The sequence below is a fragment of the Streptomyces sp. NPDC026589 genome (assembly GCF_040638385.1).
GTDB lineage: Bacteria > Actinomycetota > Actinomycetes > Streptomycetales > Streptomycetaceae > Streptomyces.
In genome coordinates this window covers 13,612-38,753 of record NZ_JBEZYG010000012.1, presented here as the reverse complement: position 1 = coordinate 38,753, position 25,142 = coordinate 13,612, and the positions used below count along the sequence as shown (strand labels likewise).

The 25,142-nt window shown below is 72.3% G+C and carries 30 protein-coding genes; 12 read left to right on the top strand and 18 right to left on the bottom strand.

Going from position 1 to position 25,142, the window contains the following annotated elements; genetic code table 11:
* Positions 1-18 precede the first annotated feature (18 nt).
* Entirely contained in the window at positions 19-258 is a 240-nt protein-coding gene (locus tag AB0F29_RS21275) for a hypothetical protein (RefSeq protein WP_361874197.1), read from the bottom strand.
* A gap of 1 nt (position 259) precedes the next feature.
* On the bottom strand, positions 260-1,141 hold the full coding sequence (mca, locus tag AB0F29_RS21270; RefSeq protein WP_361874195.1) for a mycothiol conjugate amidase Mca: 882 nt from the start codon (positions 1,139-1,141) through the stop codon (positions 260-262).
* Between the two features lie 214 nt (positions 1,142-1,355).
* Here mca and AB0F29_RS21265 point away from each other — a divergent pair, with 214 nt between their 5' ends.
* Together AB0F29_RS21265 and greA are read left to right on the top strand one after the other, a co-directional pair.
* A complete protein-coding gene (locus tag AB0F29_RS21265) occupies positions 1,356-1,772 on the top strand; it encodes a DUF4307 domain-containing protein (RefSeq protein WP_274032728.1) in 417 nt (138 codons plus the stop codon).
* Positions 1,773-1,954: 182 nt separating this feature from the next.
* Positions 1,955-2,452, top strand: a complete 498-nt coding sequence (gene greA, locus AB0F29_RS21260) for a transcription elongation factor GreA (RefSeq protein ID WP_361874192.1) — start codon at positions 1,955-1,957, stop codon at positions 2,450-2,452.
* Between the two features lie 181 nt (positions 2,453-2,633).
* On the opposite strand, the gene AB0F29_RS21255 is transcribed toward greA, so the two are convergent.
* From AB0F29_RS21255 to ilvA, 4 genes are all read right to left on the bottom strand, one after another.
* Positions 2,634-3,452: a DUF899 domain-containing protein gene (locus tag AB0F29_RS21255; protein ID WP_361874190.1), complete on the bottom strand. Its 819-nt coding sequence runs from the start codon at positions 3,450-3,452 to the stop codon at positions 2,634-2,636.
* Between the two features lie 51 nt (positions 3,453-3,503).
* Positions 3,504-4,367: an ABC transporter permease gene (locus AB0F29_RS21250; protein WP_361874188.1), complete on the bottom strand. Its 864-nt coding sequence runs from the start codon at positions 4,365-4,367 to the stop codon at positions 3,504-3,506.
* The gene (locus AB0F29_RS21245) at positions 4,364-5,386 is read right to left on the bottom strand and encodes an ATP-binding cassette domain-containing protein (protein ID WP_361874186.1); all 1,023 of its coding nucleotides are present in this window, start codon (positions 5,384-5,386) and stop codon (positions 4,364-4,366) included. The genes AB0F29_RS21250 and AB0F29_RS21245 overlap by 4 nt, the downstream gene beginning before the upstream one ends.
* Positions 5,387-5,550: 164 nt before the next feature.
* Entirely contained in the window at positions 5,551-6,780 is a 1,230-nt protein-coding gene (ilvA, locus tag AB0F29_RS21240; RefSeq protein ID WP_361874184.1) for a threonine ammonia-lyase, read from the bottom strand.
* 157 nt (positions 6,781-6,937) lie between these two features.
* Here ilvA and AB0F29_RS21235 point away from each other — a divergent pair, with 157 nt between their 5' ends.
* The 4 genes from AB0F29_RS21235 to AB0F29_RS21220 all read left to right on the top strand — a co-directional run bounded on the left by AB0F29_RS21235 (position 6,938) and on the right by AB0F29_RS21220 (position 8,571).
* Complete coding sequence (locus AB0F29_RS21235; RefSeq protein WP_361874182.1) at positions 6,938-7,468, top strand: MarR family transcriptional regulator; 531 nt, start codon at positions 6,938-6,940, stop codon at positions 7,466-7,468.
* A gap of 62 nt (positions 7,469-7,530) precedes the next feature.
* Complete coding sequence (locus AB0F29_RS21230; protein WP_361874180.1) at positions 7,531-8,055, top strand: sigma factor-like helix-turn-helix DNA-binding protein; 525 nt, start codon at positions 7,531-7,533, stop codon at positions 8,053-8,055.
* On the top strand, positions 8,052-8,309 hold the full coding sequence (locus AB0F29_RS21225) for a hypothetical protein (protein WP_361874178.1): 258 nt from the start codon (positions 8,052-8,054) through the stop codon (positions 8,307-8,309). The genes AB0F29_RS21230 and AB0F29_RS21225 overlap by 4 nt, the downstream gene beginning before the upstream one ends.
* Before the next feature lie 70 nt (positions 8,310-8,379).
* Positions 8,380-8,571: a DUF1059 domain-containing protein gene (locus AB0F29_RS21220; RefSeq protein ID WP_018956083.1), complete on the top strand. Its 192-nt coding sequence runs from the start codon at positions 8,380-8,382 to the stop codon at positions 8,569-8,571.
* Between the two features lie 92 nt (positions 8,572-8,663).
* On the opposite strand, the gene AB0F29_RS21215 is transcribed toward AB0F29_RS21220, so the two are convergent.
* On the bottom strand, positions 8,664-9,809 hold the full coding sequence (locus AB0F29_RS21215; RefSeq protein WP_361874175.1) for a cystathionine gamma-synthase: 1,146 nt from the start codon (positions 9,807-9,809) through the stop codon (positions 8,664-8,666).
* Positions 9,810-9,876: 67 nt separating this feature from the next.
* On the opposite strand from AB0F29_RS21215, the gene AB0F29_RS21210 reads away from it, so the two are divergent.
* Positions 9,877-10,980, top strand: coding sequence for a hypothetical protein (locus AB0F29_RS21210; RefSeq protein WP_361874173.1), 1,104 nt, complete (start codon positions 9,877-9,879; stop codon positions 10,978-10,980).
* A gap of 102 nt (positions 10,981-11,082) precedes the next feature.
* Here the strand turns inward: AB0F29_RS21210 and AB0F29_RS21205 are convergent, their stop codons facing one another.
* Positions 11,083-12,294 (bottom strand): MFS transporter, encoded by a 1,212-nt coding sequence (locus AB0F29_RS21205; protein ID WP_361874171.1) that lies wholly within the window; start codon positions 12,292-12,294, stop codon positions 11,083-11,085.
* A gap of 147 nt (positions 12,295-12,441) precedes the next feature.
* On the opposite strand from AB0F29_RS21205, the gene AB0F29_RS21200 reads away from it, so the two are divergent.
* Both AB0F29_RS21200 and msrA read left to right on the top strand, forming a co-directional pair.
* Positions 12,442-13,350, top strand: coding sequence for a LysR family transcriptional regulator (locus tag AB0F29_RS21200; RefSeq protein ID WP_361874169.1), 909 nt, complete (start codon positions 12,442-12,444; stop codon positions 13,348-13,350).
* A gap of 145 nt (positions 13,351-13,495) precedes the next feature.
* Positions 13,496-14,161, top strand: a complete 666-nt coding sequence (gene msrA / locus AB0F29_RS21195; protein ID WP_361874167.1) for a peptide-methionine (S)-S-oxide reductase MsrA — start codon at positions 13,496-13,498, stop codon at positions 14,159-14,161.
* Positions 14,162-14,171: 10 nt separating this feature from the next.
* On the opposite strand, the gene AB0F29_RS21190 is transcribed toward msrA, so the two are convergent.
* On the bottom strand, positions 14,172-14,879 hold the full coding sequence (locus tag AB0F29_RS21190) for a TetR family transcriptional regulator (RefSeq protein ID WP_361874165.1): 708 nt from the start codon (positions 14,877-14,879) through the stop codon (positions 14,172-14,174).
* Positions 14,880-14,987: 108 nt separating this feature from the next.
* Here AB0F29_RS21190 and AB0F29_RS21185 point away from each other — a divergent pair, with 108 nt between their 5' ends.
* The gene (locus AB0F29_RS21185) at positions 14,988-15,902 is read left to right on the top strand and encodes an alpha/beta hydrolase (protein WP_361874163.1); all 915 of its coding nucleotides are present in this window, start codon (positions 14,988-14,990) and stop codon (positions 15,900-15,902) included.
* Positions 15,903-16,153: 251 nt separating this feature from the next.
* Here the strand turns inward: AB0F29_RS21185 and AB0F29_RS21180 are convergent, their stop codons facing one another.
* The 4 genes from AB0F29_RS21180 to AB0F29_RS21165 all read right to left on the bottom strand — a co-directional run bounded on the left by AB0F29_RS21180 (position 16,154) and on the right by AB0F29_RS21165 (position 19,351).
* Complete coding sequence (locus AB0F29_RS21180; protein WP_361874161.1) at positions 16,154-16,615, bottom strand: helix-turn-helix transcriptional regulator; 462 nt, start codon at positions 16,613-16,615, stop codon at positions 16,154-16,156.
* Positions 16,616-16,749: 134 nt separating this feature from the next.
* A complete protein-coding gene (locus AB0F29_RS21175; protein ID WP_361874159.1) occupies positions 16,750-17,313 on the bottom strand; it encodes a hypothetical protein in 564 nt (187 codons plus the stop codon).
* 130 nt (positions 17,314-17,443) lie between these two features.
* A complete protein-coding gene (gene gdhA, locus AB0F29_RS21170) occupies positions 17,444-18,832 on the bottom strand; it encodes an NADP-specific glutamate dehydrogenase (RefSeq protein WP_018956073.1) in 1,389 nt (462 codons plus the stop codon).
* Positions 18,833-19,168: 336 nt separating this feature from the next.
* Positions 19,169-19,351: a hypothetical protein gene (locus AB0F29_RS21165; protein ID WP_361874157.1), complete on the bottom strand. Its 183-nt coding sequence runs from the start codon at positions 19,349-19,351 to the stop codon at positions 19,169-19,171.
* Between the two features lie 526 nt (positions 19,352-19,877).
* On the opposite strand from AB0F29_RS21165, the gene AB0F29_RS21160 reads away from it, so the two are divergent.
* Positions 19,878-20,327 (top strand): RDD family protein, encoded by a 450-nt coding sequence (locus AB0F29_RS21160; RefSeq protein ID WP_361874155.1) that lies wholly within the window; start codon positions 19,878-19,880, stop codon positions 20,325-20,327.
* A 77-nt stretch (positions 20,328-20,404) separates the two neighbouring features.
* Here the strand turns inward: AB0F29_RS21160 and AB0F29_RS21155 are convergent, their stop codons facing one another.
* From AB0F29_RS21155 to AB0F29_RS21140, 4 genes are all read right to left on the bottom strand, one after another.
* Positions 20,405-20,719, bottom strand: coding sequence for a hypothetical protein (locus tag AB0F29_RS21155; protein ID WP_361874153.1), 315 nt, complete (start codon positions 20,717-20,719; stop codon positions 20,405-20,407).
* Between the two features lie 70 nt (positions 20,720-20,789).
* Positions 20,790-21,599 (bottom strand): AAC(3) family N-acetyltransferase, encoded by an 810-nt coding sequence (locus AB0F29_RS21150; protein WP_361874151.1) that lies wholly within the window; start codon positions 21,597-21,599, stop codon positions 20,790-20,792.
* 66 nt (positions 21,600-21,665) lie between these two features.
* The gene (locus tag AB0F29_RS21145) at positions 21,666-22,301 is read right to left on the bottom strand and encodes a hypothetical protein (protein WP_361874149.1); all 636 of its coding nucleotides are present in this window, start codon (positions 22,299-22,301) and stop codon (positions 21,666-21,668) included.
* Positions 22,302-22,602: 301 nt separating this feature from the next.
* A complete protein-coding gene (locus AB0F29_RS21140; protein ID WP_361874147.1) occupies positions 22,603-22,986 on the bottom strand; it encodes a helix-turn-helix domain-containing protein in 384 nt (127 codons plus the stop codon).
* Between the two features lie 101 nt (positions 22,987-23,087).
* Between AB0F29_RS21140 and AB0F29_RS21135 the strand changes: the two genes are divergently transcribed.
* Positions 23,088-23,489 (top strand): RidA family protein, encoded by a 402-nt coding sequence (locus tag AB0F29_RS21135; protein WP_361874145.1) that lies wholly within the window; start codon positions 23,088-23,090, stop codon positions 23,487-23,489.
* Positions 23,490-23,626: 137 nt separating this feature from the next.
* On the opposite strand, the gene AB0F29_RS21130 is transcribed toward AB0F29_RS21135, so the two are convergent.
* Entirely contained in the window at positions 23,627-25,024 is a 1,398-nt protein-coding gene (locus AB0F29_RS21130; RefSeq protein ID WP_361874143.1) for a hypothetical protein, read from the bottom strand.
* Positions 25,025-25,142: the final 118 nt, after the last annotated feature.

Here is a 25,142-nt window from a genome sequence, read left to right as displayed (position 1 = left end):
GCGCGGCTCCGGCGCGGGTTACTTCCGGGTCGCGGCCGCCCTGTCGGCGTTGGGCTCGGCCGCCACCGCGTCCGGGTCGGGGGCCTCCTCGAAGTCGACCTTGCCCATGTGGCGGTTCATCGACTTCATCAGGGCCCACACGCCGACGGCCAGCGCCGCGAAGACGAGGAAGCCGAGGACGCCGGGGGTGACCTTGTTCTTGTCGAGCTCTTCGGCGGCGAGCGGGACGAGGTGCGTCAGTGCCTGGGTCGCGTACATATCAGGCATTGTCGCGGATGCCCGCGAAGAGGTCGCTCTCGGGGAGGGAGGTATCGACCCGGGACTTCGCCAGCTCGTACTCCTCGGTGGGCCACACCTCGCGCTGGATGTCCATCGGGACCCGGAACCAACCGCCCTCGGGGTCGATCTGCGTGGCGTGCGCGATGAGCGCCTTGTCGCGGATCTCGTAGAACTCGTCGCAGGGAACGTGCGTGGTCAGCGTGCGTTCCACGCGCTCGAACTCCGCCCAGCGCTCCAGCCACTCGCCGTACGGGGACTCCAGGCCCCGGGCGAGGAGTGCCTCGTGCAGGGCGACGGTGCGCGGCCGGTTGAAGCCCTGGTTGTAGTAGAGCTTCTTCGGCTCCCAGACGGGGCCGAACTCGTCCTCCGGGAACCGCTCCGCGTCGGCCGCACCGTCGAACGCGATCATCGAGATCGTGTGCGTCATGATGTGGTCGGGGTGCGGGTAGCCGCCGTTCTCGTCGTACGTGGTGATGACCTGCGGCCGGAACGCGCGGATCTTCGCCACCAGGCGCCCCGCGGCGGCCTCGGGGTCCTCCAGGGCGAAGCAGCCCTCGGGCAGCGGCGGCAGCGGGTCGCCCTCGGGCAGCCCCGAGTCGACGAAACCGAGCCACTCCTGCTGGACGCCCAGGATCTCCCGGGCCTCGTCCATCTCCTTCTTGCGCACCTCGTGGATGTTCTTCTCGATGTACGCGTCGCCCTGGAGCTTCGGGTTGAGAATGGAGCCGCGCTCGCCCCCCGTGCAGGTCACGACCAGCACGTCCACCCCCTCGGACACGTACTTGGCCATGGTGGCCGCGCCCTTGCTCGACTCGTCGTCGGGGTGGGCGTGAACGGCCATCAGTCGCAGCTGCTCAGTCAAAGCTCGATCCTCAGTCATTGGTCGCTCTGGTCGATCATGGGTCGGTCGGGTCGATCCGGGTCGCTGTCGAAGCCGGTCCGGGTCTCTGTCTCAAGAGGCGCCGCGCCCGCGCGGCATCGGTGTGGGGCGCGGTCGGGTGACGGGCGGGCGGCTTCTATAGTGACTGAACGAGGGGCCGGAAAATTCCTCGATGCCCGGTCCGGAGGGAACGATCATGACGACGGTTCGTGAGGCCCTGCCCGAGGGGCGGTACGGCCGGACCGAGGATCAGCGTGCGGACCGCAAGCTGAAGATCGTCGGATCGGTCCTGGGCGTCGCCCTGCTCGGCGTGATCGGGTGGATCGGCTTCGACTACGTCGGCGGCCAGGGCATCAGCGCCGAGATGATCAAGTTCAAGGTCGTCTCCGACGCCCGGGCCGATGTCCACCTGGAGGTCCGCAAGGACCGCGAGGGCCACGGCTACTGCCTGGTGCGGGCGCTCAGCGAGGACGGCTCCGAGGTGGGCCGCAAGGAGGTCCGCTTCGACCGGGCCGAGGACCGGATCGACGAGGTCGTGACCGTGGTGACCCGGTCCAGGGCGACCGCGGTCGAGCCGATGGGCTGCACCGCCGACGACGGCCCGACCGGCTGACCTCTGTCCCGCCCCTGTGACCTGCGACGATACGGTTCACATCGGTCGGCCGGGGGTGTGACGGTTTACCTTCTCCCCCTTTTCCTGCGGAATTGTTAGGCTCGTGGTTTCGCCCACCCGGAGAAGCACATGCTTCTGGGTAGGGCGATGCTTTGTATTCCCAGCACCGACGAGGAGCACCTGTGACCCAGACCAGCGAAAACGTCACCTGGCTCACGCAGGAGGCGTACAACCAGCTCAAGGCCGAGCTGGAGTACCTGTCTGGTCCCGCGCGCACGGAGATCGCCGTCAAGATCGCGGCGGCCCGTGAGGAGGGTGACCTCCGGGAGAACGGCGGGTACCACGCGGCCAAGGAGGAGCAGGGCAAGATGGAGCTGCGGGTGCGCCAGCTGACCCAGCTCCTGGAACACGCGAAGGTCGGCGAGGCGCCGGCCGACGACGGCGTGGTCGAGCCCGGCATGGTCGTCACGATCGCCTTCGACGGCGATGAGAACGACACGCTGACCTTCCTGCTCGCCTCCCGTGAGTACGCCAGCACGGAGATCGAGACGTACTCCCCGCAGTCTCCGCTCGGCCTCGGCGTGAACGGCAAGCGGACGGGCGACGACGCGGACTACGAGCTGCCGAACGGCAGGACGGCCTCGGTGAAGATCCTGGCGGCGAAGCCCTACAGCGGCTGATCCGGCCGCATCACGACGGAACGACACGGGAGCCCCGGCCACGGACGGCCGGGGCTCCCGTGCGTCGTGTGCGTCGTACGGGCGGGGCTCCCGTGCGTCCTGTACGTCGTACGGGCGGGGCTCCCGTGCGTCACCGTCCGCACCCGGGCCGACCGTTCCCGGGCCGTTCCCGCGGGCCGGGTCAGGAGCAGTCGCCGGTGCGGCCCAGGGTCTTCTCGGGCGTCACGCCGGGGCGGGTCCACTGCGGTGTGGGGCGGCTGGCCGGGCCCCAGCTCGCGGTGCCGTCCGCGTCGGTGCGCCAGTACCAGCAGGCCTGGCCGCCCTCGCCCGGATATCCCTCGCGGACGCTGCCGATCACCGGCCGGCCCTCGGGCCGGTCCTCCCACGCCTCGCCGCGGCCGTAGGGCGTCAGGTCGAGCAGGCCGAAGGAGCCGTTGGCCACCTCGATTCCGCGGCTCGTCGTGGAGTAGGTGAGGAACACGCGCCCGCCGTCGCGCAGGAAGCAGGCGAGGTGTCCCATCTCGCCGCCGATCGGCGCGTCCAGGCCCCGCACCGAGTACCAGGGCTGGGTGTAGCCCATGAACGCGGTGAAGGCGGCCACCTCTTCCCAGGAGCCCGTGGTCAGGACGGCGAACGAGACGCCCCGGGCGTTGAGGTAGACGGCGTCCTTCATGTGCCAGACCGCGTCGGTGCAGCCCTCGCACTGGCCCTGGTGCGGTGCGCCGTCGTACCACATGTGCTGGTAGACGACGAGCTCCCGGCGGCCCTCGAACAGGTCCAGGAACGGGACCGGGCCCTCGGGCCCGACCACCTCGGCCGTCCCGTCGACCTCCACCATCGGCAGCCGGCGGCGGGCCGCGGCGAGCGCGTCGCCCTGGCGGGTGTGGGCCTTCTCCCGGACCAGGAGCTCGTCCCGGGCGGCCTGCCAGGTGGCCTGGTCGACGACGGGCGGGGCGCCGGGCAGGCCGGTGGCCGGGTCGTCCGGTGTGCTGGTGGTCATGGTTGCCTCCTCCGTGGTGTCGCGTGGCGGCGTGGTGTCGCGCGGCGGGCGTCAGACGGCGGCCGAGCGGTACTTGCGGACCGCCAGGGTGCGGAAGACCACGATGATCAGCACGGACCAGATGACCGAGGCGAGGATCGGGTGCTCCATCGGCCAGGCCCCGGTGACGGACTTCGGCACGCCCGGCATCGTGTTCCCGAAGAGCTCGCGGGCCCCGGCCACCGTGGCGCTGAAGGGGTTCCATTCGGCGACGTGCTGGAGGAACGTCGGCATGCCGGTGACCGGCACGAAGGCGTTCGAGATGAACGTCAGCGGGAACAGCCAGATCAGACCGCCGGAGGTCGCCGCCTCCGGGGTGCGCACGGACAGGCCGATCAGCGCTCCGATCCAGGAGAACGCGTAGCCGAGCAGGAGCAGCAGCAGAAAGCCGCAGATCACCTTGCCGAGGTTCTCGTGGGTGCGCCAGCCGACGATCAGGGCGACTCCGGCGAGCACGACGAGGGTGAGTGTGGTCTGTACGAGGTCGGCGAGCGTCCGTCCGGTGAGGACCGCGCCCCGGGCCATGGGCAGCGACCGGAAGCGGTCGATGAGCCCCTTGTGCATGTCGTCGGCGATGCCTGCGCCGGCGCCCGCGGTGGCGAAGGTGACGGTCTGGGCGAAGATGCCCGCCATCAGGAACTCCTTGTACAGCTGCGGGTCGGTCGAGCCGCCGATGCTGATGGAGCCGCCGAAGACGTAGGTGAAGAGCACCACGAACATGATCGGCTGGATCAGCCCGAAGATCACCATCTCGGGGATCCGGGTCATCCGGATCAGATTCCGCTTGGCGACGACGAGGGAGTCCTTCACGGACTGCGTGACGCCACCGGCGGGGCGGGGGACCAACGAGGGTGCGTCCTTGGCGATCGCGCTCACCGGGTGTCCTCCTTGCTCCGGGAGTCGCGGGAGCGTTCCGCCACGGCTCCGTCGGGCTCCTCGTCCCCGCTCTCGTGCACCTCGGCCGCGTGACCGGTGAGGGAGAGGAAGACGTCGTCCAGGGTGGGCCTGCGCAGGGCGATGTCGTCGATCTCCACGCCCTGGGCGTCCAGGTCGCGGATGATCTCGGCCAGCAGTTTGGCCCCGCCGCTGACCGGGGCGGTCAGCTTGCGGGAGAGCTGGACGACGGTGACCTCGCCCTTGCCGAGGGCGGTCAGCACGGACCGGGCGCGCTCGATCTCGTCCGGGCGGTGCACGACGACCTCGACGCGCTCGCCGCCGGTGCGGGCCTTGAGCTGGTCGGAGGTGCCGCGGGCGATGACCTTGCCGTGGTCGATGACGCAGATGTCGTGGGCGAGGCGGTCGGCCTCCTCCAGATACTGCGTGGTCAGCAGCAGCGTCGTGCCGCCCGCCACCAGGTCCTCGATCACGTCCCAGAGCTGCTGCCGGTTGCGCGGGTCGAGGCCGGTCGTCGGCTCGTCCATGAACATCACGGCCGGCGACACGACGAGCGCCGCCGCGAGGTCGAGGCGTCGGCGCATACCGCCGGAGTACGTCTTGGCGGTGCGGTCGGCGGCGTCGCCGAGGTTGAAGCGGTCCAGCAGGACGCCCGCCCGGGCCTTCGCGTCCCGGGCGCTCAGGTGGTAGAGCTGCCCGACCATCTGGAGGTTCTCCCGGCCGGTCAGATACTCGTCGACCGCGGCGAACTGCCCGGAGAGCCCGATCGAACGGCGTACCTCGTTGGGCTTCTTCAGTACGTCGATCCCGGCCACGAACGCCGTGCCGCTGTCCGGCCGCAACAGTGTGGTCAGCACGCGTACGGCGGTGGTCTTGCCCGCGCCGTTGGGCCCGAGCAGTCCGAGGACCGTGCCCTCGGGGACGTCGAGGTCGACGCCGTCGAGGGCTCGTACGTCGCCGAAGGTCTTCACCAGACCTTCGGCGTGAATCGCACCTGGCATGGAGGGGCTCCCCGTCACTCGTGGATGGTGATGGTGTCGCCGGTGGCGGCCTTCCGGTCCGATCCTAGGATCGGTGGGCAGCCACCGCCCGGCGAACGGGCGTATCCCGGGTTCCCGGCGCGATGGGCCTGCCCGTGCGCGATGGGTCCGCCCCTGCGGCCTGGTCAGCCCATCACCCGGAAGCCCGCCGCCCGCAGCGCCGCCTCGACCTCCGCGCAGTGCTGCGGCCCCTTGGTCTCCAGATGCAGGTCGACCTCCGCCTCGGTCAGGCCGAGGCGCGGGTCGGTGCGCACGTGGCTGATGTCGAGGACGTTGGCGTCGGCCACGGTCAGCGCGGCCAGCAGGGCGGCCAGCGCCCCCGGGCGGTCGGTGAGGCGCAGCCGCAGGCTCAGGTAGCGGCCCGCGGCGGACATCCCGTGCCGCAGGATGCGCTGCATCAGCAGCGGGTCGACGTTGCCGCCGGACAGCACGGCCACCACCGGCCCCCGGAAGGACTTCGGGTCGCTGAGCAGCGCCGCCACCGGGCTGGCCCCGGCGGGTTCGACGACCAGCTTGGCCCGCTCCAGGCAGAGCAGCAGCGCACTGGACAGCTCGTCCTCGGTCACCGTGCGGACCTCGTCGACCAGCTCCTCGATCAGCCGGTACGGTACGTCGCCGGGCCGGCCCACCTTGATGCCGTCGGCCATCGTGGCCGGGGAGTCGAGCGAGACGGGGTGCCCGGCGGCCAGGGACGGCGGGTAGCAGGCGGCGCCCTCGGCCTGGACGCCGATGATCCGGACATCGGGGCGCAGGGCCTTCACCGCGACGGCGACGCCCGCGGCGAACCCGCCGCCGCCGATGCCGAGGACGATCGTGCGGACCTCGGGGCACTGTTCCAGGATCTCCAGCCCGACGGTGCCCTGGCCCGCGATGATGTCGGGGTGGTCGAAGGGGTGGATGAAGACCGCGCCGGTCTCCTCCGCGTACCGCTGGGCGGCGGCGAGGGTCTCGTCGACGACCTGGCCGTGCAGCCGCACCTCGGCCCCGTACTCCCGGGTCGCGGCAACCTTGGGCAGGGGCGCCCCGACGGGCATGAAGACCGTGGAGCGTACGCCGAGGAGCGACGAGGCCAGGGCGACGCCCTGGGCGTGGTTCCCGGCGCTCGCGGCGACCACCCCGGCCGCCCGTTCCACCGGGGTGAGGCCGGAGATCCGGACGTAGGCGCCGCGCAGTTTGAAGGAGCCGGTGCGCTGGAGGTTCTCGCACTTGAGGTGCACCGGGGCGCCGACCAGCTCGGTCAGATGGCGGCTGCCCTCCAGGGCGGTCACCCGTGCCACCCCGGACAGCATCTTCTGCGCGCCCCGGACATCGTCGAGGATCAGGGCCGGGTGGCGGGCGGTCGCGCGGAAGCTCATGTCCACAAGTCTTGCAGCTCCGGCCGGGCGCGGCAGACTTGTCTCATGGCGGCCCGCGGTGGTGTCCGCGAGTTTGTGCGGCACTGGTACTCGTTGCCCCGGAGCCGCGTACTCTGTCCCCCACCCATCCGACACCGCACGAAGAGAGCCCCCGGCCATGCCCCCTCAGGACATGACGACTGCTGCGTCTCCTTCCGGGGGCGCCGTCCCCGAACACCCGGGCCCCGACCGCCTGCTGGACTCGCTCCAGCACCAGGTGGCGGTCTTCGCCCGCCGTGCCGAGCAGACCCGCCTCGGCGGTGTCGGCCAGGTCCGCAACTCGATGGACCGGGCGGCGTACCTGCTGCTGAACCGGCTGGACCGGGAAGGCCCGATGGGCGTGAAGGCGCTGGCGGCCGGGATGGGCATCGACTCCTCGACGGTGACGCGGCAGGTCGCCCCGCTCGTCGACACCGGTCTGGTGAAGCGCACGTCGCATCCGGAGGACGGCCGGGCCGTGGTGCTCCAGCTCTCGCCGCGCGGTCAGGCCCGGCTGGAAGAGGTCCGGGCCTCGCGGCGCGAGCTGATGTCGCAGGTGACGGACGGCTGGTCGCAGGAGGAGCGGGACACGTTCTGCGTCCTGCTCACCCGTTTCAACGGGTCGTTGGCCGCCCGGCAGGCCGCGTACCAGCCGCCGCAGCCCGACTGACGGGAAGAACACCGCGTCCGGGCTCTTGACCGGGACGGTACGCCGGGGCTCGTATGTGGTCCATGGCAGAGCGGGCGACCCACCGGGACCGGCTACGCGCCCTGGAGTTCGAGGCCTTCGTGGCGGGCGCGGGCGGTCGTCTGCTGCACACGGCGACGCTGCTCACCGGCGAGCCGTCGCACCCGCCGGGCGCGTACGCACGGGCCGAGCGGCTGCTCCACGCGGCGCTCGCCCGTACGTACGCCGACTGGGACGGGCCGCACGGCGGTGACCCCTACGACCTGGCCCGCCGGGAGCTGGCGTTCCGGTTCGCCCGGGAGGCCCGGCGCCACCAGCGTCCGCGCGGCGGTCCGCTGGACCGGCTGACCCCCGTCGAACGGCTCGTTCTCGTCCTGCGGGTGTACGAGGAGGTCGGCGAGGAGCAGACGGCGGCGCTGCTCGGGCTGCCGGGCGACCGGGTCCGCGCCGTGTGCGCCCGGGCGGTGGCGGCGTTGCGCGCGCCGCGGCGTGCCGCCGGTCCTGGGTGGGCGCTCTCGCACGGTACGGCCGGGCCGCGGCCGGCTCCGGGCTCCCGGGCGGCGCCGTGAGCGCCGACCGCCGGGACCCCCGGGAGGAGCAGGTCCGCCGGATGCTGGACGGCCCGCACCCGGCCCTGCCGCCCGGTCTGGCCGCGCGGGCGGTGCTGCGGGGCGGGCGCCGGCTGCGGCTGCGGCGGGCGGCGCGGCGGACGGCTCTCTGGCTGCTGGCCGTGGCGTTCGTGGCGTTCCTCGTCTGGGCCGGGGTCGAGCAGCCGTGGGAGACCGAGCCCGCGCAGGTCACTCCCCCGTTGGAGGGCTGGTGAGCCGTTGGGGTCCGGGGGCGACGGGCCTACGCTGGAGGGGTCGGCCGTCGAACGAGCCGAGGAGGCCGTGATGACGAGGAAGACCGCGGACTGCCGCGAGTATCCGAGCGAGATGAACTGCACCCTCACCCTCTCCGGTGAGGAGGACGAGGTCGTCCGGGCCGCGAGCGAGCACGCCGCGTCGGTCCACGGGCATGAGGACGGCCCCGAACTGCGTGAGCAGGTCAGGGCCATGCTGAAGGACGAGAAGGTGGGCGTCTGACGCAAAGGGGGCGTCTGACGCGTGAAGGGGCGCCCGCCGGTTCCGGTGGGCGCCCCTTTCACTTCTGCCGGGTCGGCTTCACTTCTGCCGGGTCAGCCCAGCGCCTGGGTGAGGTCGGCGATCAGGTCCTCGCCGTTCTCGATGCCGACGGAGAGCCGCACCAGGTCGGCCGGGACCTCCAGCGGGGAGCCGGCGGCGGAGGCGTGCGTCATCCGGCCCGGGTGCTCCAGGAGGGACTCCACCCCGCCGAGGGACTCGCCGAGCGTGAAGAGCTTCGCCCGGTTGCAGACCTCGACCGCCGCCTCCTCGCCGCCCGCGACGCGGAAGGACACCATGCCGCCGAAGGCCTTCATCTGCTTGGCGGCGACCTCGTGGCCGGGGTGCTCGGGCAGGCCCGGGTAGAGGACCTGGGAGACCTTGGGGTGCCGGGTCAGCAGGTCGGCGACCTTGGTGGCGTTCTCGGTGTGCCGGTCCATGCGGACGGCGAGGGTCTTGATGCCGCGCAGTACGAGCCAGGCGTCGAAGGGTCCGGCGACCGCGCCCATGGCGTTCTGGTGGTACGCCAGTTCCTCGGCTAGTTCCGGGTCGCTGACGACGAGCGCGCCGCCGACGACGTCGGAGTGGCCGCCCATGTACTTGGTCGTGGAGTGCACGACGACGTCGGCGCCGAGCGCGAGGGGCTGCTGGAGGTAGGGCGAGGCGAAGGTGTTGTCGACGACGAGGCGTGCCCCGGCCTGCCGGGCGACCTGCGCCACGGCGGCGATGTCGGTGATGCCGAGCAGCGGGTTGGACGGGGTCTCCACCCAGATCGCCTTGGTGAGCGGGGTGAGCGCGTCCCGTACGGCGGCCACGTCCGAGGTGTCGGCCACCGAGAACTCCACGCCCCACCGCGAGGCGACCTTCGCGAACAGCCGGAACGTGCCGCCGTAGGCGTCGTTCGGGATGACCACGTGGTCGCCGGGGGTCAGCAGCGTACGCAGGAGGCAGTCCTCGGCGGCGAGGCCGGAGGCGAAGGCGAGGCCGCGGCGGCCGCCTTCGAGGGCCGCGAGATTCTCCTCCAGGGCGGTGCGGGTCGGGTTGGCGCTGCGGCTGTACTCGTAGCCGCCGCGCAGTCCGCCCACGCCGTCCTGCTTGTACGTGGAGACCTGGTAGATCGGCGGAACCACCGCGCCGGTGAGGGGGTCGGCGGTGTTCCCCGCGTGGATGGCGAGGGTTTCGAAGCTGTGCTGGTCGCTCATGAGGCCCGAGCGTAGTTCGTGGACAGGGCCCTTACCGGCCACTCGCCGCTCCGGGGACAATGGGGTCATGGAGATTCTGTTGTTCCTGCTCGCGATGTGCCTGTTCGCGGCGGTTATCGGCCCCTGGGTCATGCGCCGCCGGGGCGGTATCCGCCAGGTCGCCCCCGGTTCGCCGGACGCCGCCGACCCGGACACGTACGGCTTCGCCCGCCAGGAGGAGCTGGACGTCCGGATGCCCGGCCCCGACCAGGACCTCCTGGACGTGCTCGACGTCGTCCAGGGCACCCAGGACTGGCGGGCGGCCGCCCAGCTGCTCGCCGGGACGCCGAAGGAGGGCGAGGTGCGCTGGCAGCGGATCCAGGCCTTCGCGGGCGCGGCCTCGCTGGAGCTGGCGCGGCGGCCCGGGGAGGGCGGCGCGTGGCTGCGGAACTGGCGCGCGGAGTCCCCCAAGGACGCGGGTGGTGCGGCGGTGCACGCGGAGTTCCTGGTGCAGCAGGCGTGGCGGTCCTCGGCGGCGGGGAGCGACGACTTCCGGATCATCCTGGAGGAGGCCCGTACGGTCTGCGGCGAGGCAGCCCTCCTCGCGCCGGGCGACCCCGTCCCGTACATCGTGGAGCTGGCGGTGGCCCGGGGGCTCGGCTACACCCCCGAGCAGTTCGACCAGCTCTGGGTGAAGATCATCGACCGGGCTCCGGCGCACATGGGCGCGCACATCGCGGCACTGCACTTCCACTCCGAGAGGTGGCACGGCTCCCGCAAGGACGCCGAGGCCTTCGCCACGGCCGCGGCCGCCCGCGCCCCGCGGGGTTCGCTGCTCGCCGCGCTGCCGCTGTTCGCGGTGTACGAGCACCTGCCGGAGGTCAACCTCGTGCAGGGCTTCTACCGAAGTCAGGTGGTCACCAAGGCGGTCGAGGGTGCGATGTTCGCGGTGCACGCGGCGCGGCCGGACGATCCGATGCTGGCCCATGTGCGCCACCTCCTGGTGCTGTTCCTGGTCCACATGGAGCGCTGGTCGGAGGCGATGCACCAGCTGATCCGGATCGACGGCCACGTGGGCGCGCTGCCGTGGACGGCGGACCCGGACCCGGCCGCGCAGTACACGGTCTACCGGGCGCTGGCGGTCGCCGGCTACGAGGCGAACGGCGGCAGCCCGGCGACACTGCCGCACTGATTCTCCTGATCCCTGGGTGACTGCTCTCCTGATCCCCGGGCGGCTGCTCTCCTCATCTCCTGATCTCCGGGCGGTGGTCCCGTTACGCGCATCCGTACGGGATCACGGCCCGGTGGGCGCGGCTGCGGGGGCCCGGCCGACCGCCGTGGTCACCAGCGCACCGGCGACGAGCGCCGCGCCCGTCGCCATGACCCCCGTGACGCCGATACGGTCCGCTACCAGCCCGCCGGCCAGCGCCCCGAGCGCGATGGCGCCGTTGAACACCGCGACGAAGAGCGAGGAGGCGGCCTCGCGGGCGTCGGGGGCGGCGAGCAGCACCCAGGTCTGCGTGGCCACCGAGACACCGCCGTAGCCGAGGCCCCAGACCGCCATCAGTACGGCCGCGAGGGCCGGGGAACCGCCCAGCCACGGCAGAGCGGCCAGGGTGAGCGCCAGGACCGTGCCGATCACCAGCAGCGTCGTGCGCGGTGTGCGGGCGGCTCCGGCCCCGCCGAGGAAGTTCCCGGCCACGCCGGCGATCCCGTACACCAGGAGCAGGGCGCCGACCGTGCCCGCGCCGATGCCGGTGACGTCCTCCAGAACCGGCCTGACGTAGGTGTACGCGGCGAAGTGCCCGGTGACCAGGAAGCCGACAACGAGGAGGCCGGTCCGCAGCCGGGGGTCGCGGGTCAGCCGCAGCACCCCGCCGAGCGGAACGGTGCGCTCGGCGGGCAGCCGGGGCAGCAGCAGCGCCGCGGCGACCAGCACGACGGCCCCGAGCGCGGCGGCCGCAAGGAACGCGGCGCGCCAGCCCGCGAGGGCGCCGAGGTACGTGCCGGCCGGGACGCCCAGGACGGACGCCACGGCGATGCCGCTGAAGACCAGGGAGGTGGCGGCGCCGGCGGACTCCGCCGGGACCAGGCGCACCGCGAGCCCCGCCGCGACGGCCCAGACACCGCCCATGCCGATGCCGACCAGCACGCGGGCGACGACCATGGTCCCGAAGTCCGGCGCCCAGGCCGCACCGAGGTTGCCGACGACCAGCACCGCGACCAGCACGCACAGGGCCGTACGCCGGTCGGCGCGGCCGAGCAGCGGGACGAGGGCGGGGGCCGAGAGCGCCGCGACGAGGCCGGTGATGGTGAGCGTCAGACCGGCCACGCCCTCCGGGACGCCGAGCGAGCGGCCCATCGGCGTGAGCAGCCCGACGGGCAGCATCTCGGAGGTGACCACCGTGAACGTGCCGAGCGCGAGGGCCACCACACCCGGCCAGCCGTGCCGGGAGGGCGCCGGGCGGGAGGCCGGGGCCCCTGGGGATTCCTGAACCTGTGTCATGCCCCCAGCCAATCGGGGGCCGAGGCCGGGAACAACGGCCGAACTCTCATCCTTCTATGAGCTGGACTCATCGACCCGGACCAGATCCGGACCAGGGACCGGACTCATCGACCCGGACCAGATCCGGACCAGGGAGGCGGGGGACACATGAGCAACCCGGAGATCCGGGAGCTGGAGGCGTTCCTCGCGCTGGCCGAGGAGCTGCACTTCGGACGGGCCGGAGAGCGCCTCCACCTCTCGCAGAGCCGGATCAGCCAGCTGTTGCGGGCCCTGGAGAGCCGGGTCGGCGGCCGACTGGTCGACCGGACGAGCCGCCGGGTCCGGCTCACCCCGCTCGGCGAACAGCTGCACACGGGTCTGCGTCCCGCCTTCGACGCGATCGTCACGACGATCGACGAGGTGCGGGACGTGGCGCGGGGTCTGGGGGGCGTGTTCCGGGTCGGCTTCCAGGGCACGGCGAACGACCCGTTCCTGCGGGCGGTCACGGCCTTCCGGGACGGGCACCCCGACTGCGCCGCCGAGATCGTGGAGATCCCGCTCTCCGACCCGTTCGGCGCGGTGCACCGGGGCGAGGTGGACGCGGCGGTGGTGCTGACGCCGGTCCTGGACGACGCGTTGGCGCTCGGCCCGGTCTTCTCCACCCGTCCGCTGACCCTCGCCGTCTCCGACCGGCACCCGTACGCGCGCCGCCCCGGCATCGACGCCGAGGACCTGGCGGGCTGCCCGCTCATCGGCGTCGCCGGGGCGGCCCCGGAATACTGGCGGCTGGCCCAGGCCCCGGCCGTCACACCCGGCGGCCGCGCGATTCCGGCCGGGCCGGCGGTGAGCAGTCTGCAGGAGGGGTTGGCCCTGGTGCGGGCGGACCGGGGCGCGATGCTGCTGTGCGACCCGACGGCGGACTACTACGGCAGCCACGCGGTGGCCTTCGTCCCGGTGACCGGTCTCCCGGACTCCTCGCTCGCGCTGGTGTGGCACCGGAACCACGAGACGGCCCGGACACGGGGTTTCGCACGGGCGCTGGCGGACGTCGCCGAGGATGCCGCAGCGGCCGGATGAACGGCCGGGCGGGAACCCGGCGCCGCCCTGGTGCCCCGGCCCCCGAGCCCCGGCCCCGGTGCTCCGGTCCCCTGCCCCGCCCCGGAATCCCGGCGACCGCTCCCGTGTTGTACGTACCGAACACCGACCCCCGGAGGAGCCCCGCATGTTCCTGAACCACCGCACCCCCGAGCTCCCCACCCCGGAGCAGGCCCTGCGCGGCCGCCCCGTTCCCGAATTCACCGTCCCCTCCCGCCACACGGTCCTCGGCAACCCGCTGGTGGGCCCGTACCCGGAAGGCCTGGAGGTGGCGGACTTCGCGCTGGGCTGTTTCTGGGGTGCTGAGCGGAAGTTCTGGCAGACCGAAGGCGTCTGGACGACGCTCGTCGGCTACCAGGGCGGCTACACGGAGAACCCCTCGTACGAGGAGGCCTGTTCGGGCCTGACCGGGCACACGGAGGCGGTGCGCGTGGTCTTCGACCCGGCCGTCGTCCCGTACACGGAGCTGCTGAAGCTCTTCTGGGAGTCTCACAACCCGACCCAGGGCTTCCGCCAGGGCAACGACGTGGGCACCCAGTACCGCTCCGCGATCTACACCCACTCCCCGGTCCAGGCCGCCGCCGCCGACGCCTCCCGCGAGGCGTACCAGAAGGTCCTGACGGCGTCGGGCCACAAGGAGATCACCACGGAGATCCTCCCGGCCGATGGCCGCCCGTTCTGGCCGGCGGAGGCGCACCACCAGCAGTACCTGGACAAGAACCCGGGCGGCTACTGCGGTATCGGCGGCACGGGCGTCTCCTGCCCGATCGGCGTGGCCCCGGTCGAGGGCTGATCCCGGGGGCCTACTCCTCCGCCGCCCCCTGGCCGAGCATCGCGGGAAGCAGCCGCCGCAGCAGCGTGACGAACAGGGCGTCCCGGTCGGCCGGCGGTGCGCCGGCCGAGGTGAGGGCGGCGAGCAGGTGCGGGTGGCGGCCCTCGGCGGCGACGGCGGCCAGGTGGGCCGCCTGGGCGGACCGGTCGCCGCCGCCCGTCGCGCCGGTCGCGCGGCGGGCGAAGAGAACGGCCAGGGCGCCGAGGAGGCCGATGGCCTCCAGCTTCTGTCCGGCGGTGCCCGGCGCGGGGGCCAGGATCCCGAGCGCGTGGTCGAGGTAGTCGATCGCGTGCGGGCCCAGCACCTCGCCGCGCCGGTCGTTCAGATCGGCCAGCCACGGGTGCCGGATGTGCGCGTCCCTGGACTGGAGGGCCAGGCCGACGAGCTCGTTCAGCCAGTCACCGCGCGGGGCGCCGGAGAGGTCCAGTTCGCCCGCGACCGCGTCCGCCATGAGGTCCAGCAGCTCGTCCCGGCTCCCCACGTAGCGGTAGAGCGAGGCGGGCCCCGTACCGAGCCGCTGCGCGAGCGCGCGCATCGACACGGCCGCCAGGCCCTCCGCGTCGGCGAGGGCGAGGGCCGCCGCCGTGATCTGGGGGCGGCTCCGTTCGGGTGCGGGGCCCCGCGCACCCCGCTCGGGGCGTGACCAGACGGTCGTCGGCCGGGTCTCGCGATCGGCCACGGTCCGCCACCTTCCCTCAGGGCGCCCTCGTCCGGGCTCCGGAAACTGGCTGTAGTCTAATACCGCGAACGTCGTTCGCAGTATTGTCGTCCACCGGAGGAGCCCGCCATGACCTGGACCGAACGCCGCTTCGCCCGCAACGGTGCGGTCGAGCTCGCCTACGACCGTCTCCAGGAGGGCGCGGACGGTGAACCGCTGCTCCTGGTGATGGGTCTCGCGGTCTCCCGGCACTGGTGGCCCGGGGAGCTGTGCGCGGCCTTCGCCGACGCCGGATTCGCCGTCGCCCGCTACGACCAGCGGGACGCGGGCGAGTCCACCCGGGTACCGAAGCGCACCGCCCGGGGCAACCCCTTCGCCGCCCTGGCCGCCGGCCGCGGCGCGGCCTACACCGCCGAGGACATGGCCGACGACGCCGTCGCGGTCATGGACGCGCTCGGCTGGGAGTCGGCCCACGTCTTCGGGCAGTCGCTGGGCGGTGTCGTCGCCCAGCGCGTCGCCCTGCGCCACCCGGGCCGGGTGCGCACGCTCACCTCGTCCGCCGCGCTCCCCAGCGATGTGGGCGGGCTGGGAGCCTTCCGCCACCTGCGGCTCGGCACGCTCGCGAAGTTCGCCCGCATCAAGCCCGCCCGGGACCGGGAGGAGCGGATCGCGGTCGGGCTCGCGGTGGCCCGGCTCGTCGCCTCGCCCGGCTACCCCTTCGACGAGGCCGAGGCCCTGGAGCGGATCACCGCCGACGTGGACACCAGCATCGCCGACCCGGACGCCCAGTCCCGCCAGATCGGGGCGCCCTGGCACGGCCCGTCCCTGGCCGAACTGCGGGTCCCCGCACTGGTACTGCACGGCACGGACGACCCGCTGCTCAAGCCCTCCGCGGGCCGGGCCACCGCCGCGGCGATCCGCGACGCCCGGCTCGTCGTCCAGCCCGGGGTCGGCCACGACATCCCGCGCGAGCGGCACACCGCCGTCGCCGCCGAGGTACGGGCCCTCGCGGACCGGGCCGCGAGGGCCGACGACCGACCGTAACGGGCCTCCCCGGGCCCGACGGCTCCGCGTACGGCCCCCGGGCCCGACGGCTCCGCGTACCGGCCCTCCCCCGGGTCCCATGGCCCCGCGTACCGGCCCTCCCGGGTCAGGCGACGGCACGCAGCAACACCCCCGGGGGGCGGGCCACCGCGTATCGCCCTCTTGGGGCAGACGACCGCGCAACGTCCCTTCGGGGCAGACGGCCGCGTAGCCTCCTCTCGGGGCAGGCGACCGCGCAACGTCCCTTCGGGTCAGGCGGCCAGCAGCACGCCGCCCATGGGGCCCGACGGGCGCATCGCACCGACCGGACCCGCCGGACCGGTCGACCGCACGGACCGCCGGTCATCGGCCGCACTCGACCCGAGCGAACGCGACCGGAACCGCGCGGCCGTGATGCTGACCAGCCGCTCCCCTGCCAGCGCCAGGACGTCGGCAAGGCGCAGGCCGAGCGCCTGGGCCGCGGCGGCCAGCACCTCCGAGGAGGCCTCCTTGAGCCCCCGCTCCACCTCGGAGAGATACGGCATGGAGATTCGGGCCGCCTCGGCGACGTCCTTCAACGTCCGCCCCTGAGCCTGGCGTTCGCGGCGCAGCACCTCCCCGACGAGGTCACGCCAGAGCGGCTCCCTGGGGAGAGCCGGGACCGCCGGGGAGGCCGCCGCCGGGAGCGGGCGCAGAGGGATCACGTCGGCCTGGTTCGTCACTCGGATGCTCACCGTCCCCAGCCTAGGAGCGCGACGCCGCCCCGGCACGGGTCGGGCGTTGCGCTCCGGGCGGATCTGCTGGTGGCGAAGTCGCGTGACAGACCACCGGCACCGGGGGACGGAGGGTTCGAGGAGACGATGCGCGCTCACCCGGCGACGGCGGTTCGGCGTCGGTAGTAGGCGATCGCGAGGGCGATGGTGATGGGCCCCCAAGCGGCAATGGGAGTGACGCACACCGTCGCCAGAGCCTCCCAGGCTCCGTTGGAGTACCCGATGGAGTCGACGGCGCCGTACAGGGTGAGGTCGCGACCGCCGCCCAGCGGGACGGCCGTGAACAGGAAAGTGAGGATCAGGCCGCCGAGGACGGCGGGGACGACGGCCGCCATCGGCCGGACGCGTCTGCCGCCGATGAACGGTATCCAGGCGGGCGCCGTCTCTCCCCAGCCCCGGACCAGCCCGATGGTCAGGATCGCGACCACTTCCGTCAGCACACTGAGCCCGAGAACGTACGGGATGCTCAGCCAGTAGGCAGGCAGGCTGCCCTCCTGAGCCTCCTGCCCCATCGTGAAGTGCACAGCGAAGGGCAGCCGCCACAGGCACGCAGGCAGCAGAAGCAGCGGTAACGCGTAGGCCAGGCGCATGGCCCAGCGCGGAACGGGCCGCTCGGTGTCACTGACGGACGGGGGCCGGTGCAGGATCTTCGACGTCATGACTCCACCCTCGCGGAGCAGGCAGGACGCGGAATCCCCCGAGCGAGCCAACCCGCTCCCCCGCGCGGGGGAGCGGTTCCGACGGCGACCACATCGGCGCCGGCGCCTCGCCACGTACGGTCGGATCAGATCAGATCAGACCCTGCGCCAGCATCGCGTCCGCGACCAGTTCGAAGCCCGCGATGTTCGCGCCCACCACGTAGTTGCCGGGGCTGCCGTACCGCTCGGCGGTCGTGTAGCAGGAGTCGTGGATGTGCCGCATGATCTCGGCGAGCCGCTCCTCGGTGTGGGAGAAGGTCCACGAGTCCCGGGACGCGTTCTGCTGCATCTCCAGCGCGCTCGTCGCGACCCCGCCCGCGTTGGCCGCCTTGCCGGGGGCGAAGGCGACGCCCGCCTCCTGGAACACCCGGACCGCCTCCGGCGTGGTGGGCATGTTGGCGCCCTCGGCGACCGCCTTGACCCCGTTGCGCACGAGGTCCAGTGCGTCGGCCTCGTGGAGTTCGTTCTGCGTGGCACAGGGCAGGGCCACGTCCACGGGGACCGACCACACCCCCGTGCCGGGGACGAACCGGGCGTGCGCGCCGCGCCGTTCGGCGTACTCCGAGACCCGGCCCCGGCCGGCCTCCTTGATCTCCTTGAGGAGGGCGAGGTCGATGCCCTTCTCGTCGACGACGTAGCCGCTGGAGTCCGAGCAGGTCACCACGGTCGCGCCGAGCTGCTGGGCCTTCTCGACCGCGTAGATGGCCACGTTGCCGGAGCCGGAGACCGCGACGGTCTGGCCCTCCAGCGACTCGCCACGGCTGCGCAGCATCTCGGCGGTGAAGAGGACCGTGCCGTAGCCGGTGGCCTCCGTACGGGCCTGTGCGCCGCCCCAGCCGAGGCCCTTGCCGGTGAGGACGCCGGACTCGTAACGGTTGGTGATCCGCTTGTACTGGCCGAAGAGGTAGCCGATCTCGCGGCCGCCCACGCCGATGTCACCGGCCGGGACGTCGGTGTACTCCCCCAGGTGACGGTGGAGTTCGGTCATGAAGGACTGGCAGAACCGCATGATCTCGGCGTCGGACCGCCCCTTGGGGTCGAAGTCCGCGCCGCCCTTGCCGCCGCCGATGGGCATGCCGGTGAGGGCGTTCTTGAAGATCTGCTCGAAGCCGAGGAACTTCACGATGCCGAGGTTGACCGAGGGGTGGAAGCGCAGGCCGCCCTTGTAGGGGCCGAGCGAGCTGGAGAACTCCACCCGGAAGCCGCGGTTGACGTGGATGTCGCCGGAGTCGTCCGACCACGGCACGCGGAAGATCAGCTGGCGCTCGGGCTCGCATACGCGCTCGATGATGCGCGCGTCGATGAACTCGGGGCGCTGGGTCAGCACCGGCCCGAGCGTCTCCAGGACCTCACGGACCGCCTGGTGGAACTCCTTCTCACCCTGGTTTCGGCGCAGGATCTCGGCGTAGAGCGGCTCGATGACGCGGGCCGCGGCATCGTGCGTGCGGGTGGAGTCGGGCGAGTCGGGGATGACCGGCATCTGATCAGGACCTTCCGTGGTCGGCTCGTGCGCGTCGACGCCCCCGCCCCGGGGAGCGCCACCGGTCCGCCTCCCCCGCCGGAGCCCCGTGGACTCCCTCCCGGGAGGACCACGCGGCCGACGCCCGGCAGGGTGATGCGCGGGACCGTCGTACGATCCGATTGTCCCGTGCGGCCCGATGATCTTCGAGGACCATCCATATATTGGCCATGATCAGCCGTTTTGATCAGCGCCCGGGCCGCCGCGCAGGACCCGGAGCAGGCCCGGTCCAGCGTTCCGGACGGCCCGCGCGGCTCGGATCCACCGGCCCCGCGACCCCCCTCCGAGTGGCCAAGGTCACATTTCGGATCGGCTCTCGCGGGGGCCTCGCAGCACCCAGAGCCCGGCGCCGGAGGCGAGCACGACCACGCCCGAGACGATGCTCAGGGCTGTTTCGAGGCCGTTCCTGTCGACCGCGAAGCCGAGGAAGACATTGGCGGCGAGGGCGGCGGACAGGACGAGCCAGAGCAAGGACTTCATGGCGGGATTCCTCCGTGTTCGGTGATGCGTCCAGCCTGTCGGCCGGGGCGCGCCGCGAGGAGGGAGCGGGCCCCCGTATCGGGGTGCAGCAGGCTGAACCCCGCCCCGCGAGCGGGCGGGCGGGCGGCGCGGGCCGGAACCGAGCGGGACCATGGACCGGGCCGCCGGGAAGGCGCGCGTGCGGCCGGCGGGCGGCAACCGTAATGGTCCCGTGAAAACAACGCCGGGGCAGCGGAGTTACCCGTCAGGAACAAGGACACCCCGGCTGACGATCAGTCATGATGCCCCCATGACGAAGCCGCGGGGGCGTCGGCGAGGGCAGCCTCCTGACGCATTACGGGCGCTGTACGGCGTACGCCGGGCCGGAGTCGGCGCCGCTCGGCCCCGGCCGGCCCCGCCCACGACAGCGGGCCGGTCACCGCAGGGTGGCACGCTTCCCCGGGCGGCGTATCCGGCGTACGCCCGCTCGGCGTACCCCGCCCCCGCGCCCCGGGGGCAGCCGCGCGTCCCCAGGGGCACGGGGGACATGCGGCGCTACCTGGCGGTCGGCCTCGACAGTTACCTGTGCCTGCTGGCCGTCGGACTCCTGGTGCGGTCCTGCCTGAACTCGGGCGGGACGGGACACGCGGTCGCCCTGCTGGTCGTCCAGTTGGTCACGCTGTCGTTCGCCAACCAGGTGCTGCTGACGATGGCCGTCCGGGCGAGCGCCGGCAAGCTGATCATGGGGGTGCGGGTGATCCGGCTGCCCGACGCGGGGAGGCCGGGATTCCGCCTGCTGGTGCGACGCTGGCTGTACGGGCTCCTCTGGCTGCCGAGCCGGCCCTGGCACCTGCTCCGCGGCCCGGCGGCGGCCGACGCCCCCGACAGGGCCCCGGGCCGCCGCGCTGAGACGTCCGAGGACCTCGCGGGGGTACGCCAGGTCCGGCGCAGCGATCTGCGGTCGTACCGGGCGGCGATGCGGGGGCGTACGGACTGAGCCCGCTCCGTCGAAACCCCGGACGGGAAGGTCCCCCCTTCAAGGGGAAGGTTCCCCTTCAACGGGAAGGTTCCCCTTCAGCGCCAGTCGCCGATGATCCAGGCGACGAGGCGGGGGTCGGCCGTGTACGGATCGCACTGGGCGATCACCCTGGTCGAGACGAAATCGTAGGTGACGGCCTGCCCGACGTCACGGATCGCTCGGGTGAAGCCCTTTCTGACGTCCCCGGGTTCCCCGATCGTCATCGGCTCATCGAACGCGGCCGGCGGTTCATCGTGGCAGCCGACATGAGGGAGAGGCTGGCCGAGGTACCAACCACAGACGAAGACGGCGTACAGGGCGGCGGTGGCGCCCAGGCGGCGCGGAGTTATCCAGGATATCCAGTGAGACACCTGCCGGAGTGTTCCACGAACCGGGTCCCACGAACCGGGTTCCCCGAACGGGCTCCGAGGAACGCGACGGTCAGCCCCTGGCGGCTCGCGGCCGCTGCCCGGCGAGCCACTCCTCGGCGTAGGCAACCGCTTCGGCCAGTCCGAACAAGCGGCCCACAGTACCGCCGACTTCTCCGCTGACCACCGCCCCGTCCCTCTCGAAGGCCGCCCCCAGCTCATCGAAGCGGTCGTCGGAGATCGCGGTGTCGCGCACCGTCCTCCAACGGCGGCCCCGGGCGGTCATGACCGCGAAGGAGTTGTCGGCCTTGAGCCCCGGAACGCGGTATTCGGCAAGGTGAAACGCCGTACACGACGCGAAGTCCGTGCCCAGCAGGAGGATCCGCGCCCCGCCCTCCTCAAGCCGCGCGAGTGGGCTGCGTTCGCCGAACCGGCAGTCGAGTGCGTGGCCGTCCACGATGTCGGCGGCGCGCGGACCCACGGCGGCGAAGGACGTCTGCGGATGGCGGCTGCGGAGAGCACCCGGCCAGGTCCGGACGGTCTCCGGGACCACACCGACGCCAAGGGTGGGTGTGGTGCGCGCGTGGAAGGGCGGCATCGCCGCACGGATGTCCGCCCACCACGCCTCGGGCACGGGCCTGTTCCCCCAGTGGGCCGGATCGGAGTTGCTTCCCGAGTACGTCGGAACGACCAGGGTTCCCTCGTCGCCGAGAACATCGAGCAGTGCCATGACGACGACAACGGGACCGCCGCAGACCCAGCCGAGCGAGCTGAGGGAGGAGTGCACCAGGACCGTCTCACCCGGCTTCAGGCCGAGCGCGCGCAGGTCCGAGGCGAGCGAATCACGTGTACACAGCGGGCCGGCCGAAGCTTTGTGAGGCATGGTCGCTCAGTGTCCCGGCCATACCGCCACCGCGCCACAGGATTGATGACAGGGCCTTGAGTCCTGTCATCGGACTCCCGTCGTCGCCGACCTGCGTCGGCGCCAGTACGCGTACGTCAGGATGCCGAGCATGGGGCCCCACAGGACCAGAGGGACATAGGAGGCATAGAAGTAGACGGTCTCCCAGCCGCCGGCCTTGCTCGGGAAGTCGGCCGGCAGCGGATCGCCGTTGGTCTTGGACTGGGTGACCGTGGTGATGACCGCGATGACCGTGAAGACCAGGGTCAGGATCGTCGCCCCGATCGTGGCCGGGACGACCACGGTGGCCGTCGGTACCCGCCGCCCACCCCATCCCGGCATCCAGCGCGGAAACACCTCGCCCCAGCGGGCGACCAGCCCGACGGCCGTGAAGGCAAGGATCTCGGAGACGAGGGTGAGGAGGACGACGTAGCCGTTCATCGCCCAGTCCGCGATCGACCCGCCACGCTTGTCCGCGGTGAACAGCACGCCCAGGCGCCAGATCCCGGACGGGAGCACCACCAGGGGCACCGCGTAGGCGACTCGGCGGGCCCAGCGCGGCACCCCCGCGGCGGGTTCGTGCGCCGCACGCCACGTCCGGGGCAGGCGGCCCTCGCGGCGTGGCGTGTCTGCTGCTTCGCCGCTGGTCGTGGTCATCGTCGTGGTCGGCCTGGCCTGGAACATCTGCGCTCCTCACGTCCACGGGCCGGATCGGCCCGTGCGCTTCGAGACTCGCAGCAGGCGAGGCCGGTCAGGATCGCTCCGCAGACCGAACAACCTCCGCCGAGCGGGCGAGCCCGCACCCGGACGCTCCGCCCCGGGGATGACGGGGCATCGCGGGACGACTCGTCCGTGCGACCGGGGTCACCGGCACGGAAGCCGAAACGACCGGGTTCGCTGCCAGGCACAGGATGGCTCGGTAGCCCGATCACGTGAGACCGGTCGAAGAAGTCGCGCGCCGCGTGAGGGTCTGGCCGCGTGACCGTCAGGCGTCGAAACGGCCGCGTGCACTCTCGATGTGACCGAGGTGCTGGTGGGTCCAGCCGCACAGGGCGTCGACCGCGGTGCGCAGGGCCCGGCCCGGCTCGGTGAGGGTGTACTCGACCCGCGGCGGCACGGTGGGATACACCTTCCGGACGACCAGACCGTTGCGCTCCAGCATGCGCAGGTTCTGGGTGAGCATCTTGTGGCTGACGCCCTCGACCTCGTTCCGCAGCTCGCTGAAGCGCAGGGTGCGCTCGCCCAGCGCCTCGATGATCAGGAGCGCCCACTTGTTGGCGACGTCCGAGAAGATCTCCCGCGCCAGGGAGTCCGCGCGCCGCAGGTCGGCGTCCTCGGGCAGGCCTTTGAGCAGTTGCTTGGTCACCATGAGGTTCCTCAGTCACCGAAAAGTGCGTTCTTCCAGGTCAGCCATCACTCTCCTACAGTTTCCGAGTAACCACAAGAGAGCAAAAGGGAAGGGCGAGCACCGTGACCACCATGGATGTCTTCACCTACGACGTGCCGGCCGAGAGCGACTTCGGCTACGCACAGGCGATCAGGGCCGGCGAGCTGATCCACGTCTCCGGACAGCTCTCGTTCGATGAGGGAGGCGAGTTCCTCCACGCGGGCGACTTCGCAGCCCAGCTCAAGCAGACCTACGCCAACATGGACAAGGTCCTGGACCACTACGACGCCACCCGGAACCAGGTCGTCTCGCAGACCCTGTACGTGGTGAACCTGCGGCTGAATGCCGCGGCGACGGCGGCGGGCAACCTGGGGTACTTCGGCGACCACCGCCCGGCCAGCACGGTGGTGGGCGTCACTGAACTGACCCTGCCCCGCCAGGTCATCGAAATCAGCTTCGTCGTCGACACGAAACTGCCCGCCTGAGGTCTCCTCCTCGCAGGGCCCGCGGTCCTCCGGGAGCCCGTTCGTGGAACGGTCGCCATGACCGTTCCACGAACGCTCCCACAACCCCCGTCGGCGCCACTGACACCGGGTGGTTTCGGTAGGGCCGCGGCTGTCGGTCAGTCCGAGAGGATGTCCACGGTGACCGATCCGTATGAGTAGGCGTGCCGCGCGTCGCCGTAATAGTGGACGGTGTACTGCACGGAGCCCTTCGCGCGTGGCAGGTCGACGAAGCTGAAGGTGCCGTCAGCGGCCACGGGGGCAGTGCCGATGTGCGTGCCCTCGCCGAGGGAGGGGTCGTCGAGCCGTATGACGTCGACGGTGCTGTCCGCCGCGAGAGGGACCGGCGAGACCACACGGCCCGTCAGCGTCAGGTCCTGGTTGCGCGGTGAGGTGGCGGGTGCCGTGAGAGTGAGGCTCGTGGCGGCCTGCGGCATGTCCAGGACCCGCAGCCCCACGGACGTGGGGTGGCCCGCGCCGATCTCGGTGACCGCGAAAAGACGACCGCCGTCGGGTCCCCAGGCCAGGCCCGCCGAACGGATCCGGTCCTCGGGCGCGTACAACTCGTCCGAGGTCGCCGGGAGGTCCCAGTTCTCGAACGCCGCCTCCTCACCCGGCGTGAAGAGCGAGACGTCCGGCCGTCCGCCGGCGGCGTGGGTACCGGCGGCTGTGGTGCCGTCCGGGGCGATGGCCACAGCGAGGGGGTTGCCGTCGACCGCGTACTGGCCCTGGTGGGCCAGGTCCGCGGTACTGAACACCTGGTGCGCGTCGGGCTCGGCGCAGGAGACGACCACCTGCCGCGCGTCCGGCGTCAGCGCGAGGTCCTGCAGGCTGGAGCATCCCTCGGGGCCGGGACCGACCTTCTGTTCACGCCGCTCGGCCCGCCCGGAGCCCACGTCGTACAGCGCGACGGCGACCGAGTTGCCGTCGGCCTCGGCGGCCACCAGGAGGTCCGGGTCCGCCGGGGAGGCGACCAGGTGAGGGAAGCCGCCGAAGTCGTCCATGACATGGTCCAGGGTGACCGCCGGCTCGGCGTCCGAGAGGTCCACGGAGCCGAGCGCACCCGTCCAGGTGTCCTTGGCATAGCCGAACCAGAGCCGGTCGCCGGCCGTCGCCAGCGAGGTGGGGCCGGCGTACGCGCCCGCACCGGTGCCGGTGTCGAACCGCGCGGTCTCCCGCAGGGTGGCGGTGTCCACGGCAGCGATCGCCCCGGCATCCCGCAACGCCACGTAGAGCGTCCCGGAGTCCGCGGAGAGGGCGAGCCCCCAGGCGCCGGCCGCACCGTCGATACGCCGGACGACCTGGCCCTGGTAGTCGGTCACCAGGACACTGCCGCCGACCGGGTCGCTGAGGAAGACGCGCTGGTGGACGCCGTCGACCACGATGTCCTTGTACGAGCTGATCGGCAGTGCGCCGCTGTTGGCGTCCGCGCTCGCGGCGGGCGCCCCGACACCCAGGAGCGACAGCCCCAGGGCCGCGGTGAGCGCGGCCCGGCCCACTCGTCGTCGAGTCTTCATCTTGGTGGTCCCCTCCTCTTCGCCCCACGCGGACCGTTTCCGCGCAGGGCGTGACGGACGGAGCGGTCGGATCTCCCCGACCACCCGTCGCGACCATCAAACTAGGAGGTACCACTGA